The sequence below is a fragment of the Laspinema palackyanum D2c genome (genome assembly GCF_025370875.1).
Taxonomy (GTDB): Bacteria; Cyanobacteriota; Cyanobacteriia; order Cyanobacteriales; family Laspinemataceae; genus Laspinema; species Laspinema palackyanum.
This window is the reverse complement of sequence record NZ_JAMXFD010000082.1, coordinates 1-1,027: the sequence shown is the minus strand read 5'-3', so window position 1 is coordinate 1,027 and position 1,027 is coordinate 1. Positions and strand designations below refer to the sequence as shown.

Below are 1,027 nucleotides of genomic sequence, written 5' to 3'. Positions count from 1 at the left end.
TCCTGTCTTTTGTATCCAGGCAATACTTCTACAAGCCTTATCACATCAGCATTCCGCTTTTTTTCAGCAAGCCCTAGATAAGCCTCTAATTTCGGATCAGACTCTGAACCCAAATAGGACGTCACTAATCCTAAAAAGAGGACATTCACGCAAAAAACCAAGGCATAACTTTGTTTTTTGCTGATCATTGTGGCGGCAGGATTGCGAAATCGTCGATACAACCCTTGCCAAATCCAGTAGGTCCACATGACACAATTGACTAAAGCAAATAGCCGAACGTTGAATAGATTATCCCCATTTAAGATAAAGCCAAACCATTGGTCTGTAGACCAACCTTTTCCATAGGAATACCATTCCTGATGCATTAACCAGAACAGCATCCCGAGGGTAACACCGGCCCCCACCAAGGCTTGATGACCTCCCATCAAGGCAAACAGCGCCGCCGCACTGTAAAATACAGCGCAAAGGGCGGCTAGGATGACATAGAAACTCCACACTTCTAAGAGGGGAATTTGGGCCATAATTGCAGTAGCTGCATAACTCGGTAACGAGATCGCCACGGCTAGGAAAAGTAACACCGGAACCCCGAGCAATTTTCCCATTAAAATGCTCTGACTTGACTGGGGACTGACGCGAATAAAATTCAAAGTCCCCCGTCGTTCTTCTCGTGCCAAATCGGCAATCAGCAGATAGACTCCCCCGCAGACTAGCACCCAGGGCAAAACCCAATAAAACACCTGATTTAAGTCTTCCTTCCACTGAATCCAATTGACGATGCAAGGGTTATTTTCTTGGTATATACAATAAGCTCCATGCTGGGCATCAGGTGCAGGAATTTGGCTGATGAAGGCGAGAAAAATAACCAGTTGAGCAAGGAGGGAAAGCCCAACTGATAAGGTAACGTTACGGCTTATCAATCGACCTTTTAATTCGCGAATAAGTTGGGGATTTAAGCAGTCATGCAAAATTAATTGCATATTCTTTTCCCAGATTATCGAGGACATTAGTCACATAATCAACTAAATTT

The 1,027-nt window shown here is 44.4% G+C and carries 1 protein-coding gene; it reads right to left on the bottom strand.

Annotation, left to right across the window (positions count from 1 at the left end):
• Positions 1-977: ABC transporter permease (locus tag NG795_RS28395; RefSeq protein ID WP_495855886.1), on the bottom strand; the 977-nt coding region annotated here is incomplete at its 3' end.
• Between the last annotated feature and the right edge of the window lie 50 nt (positions 978-1,027).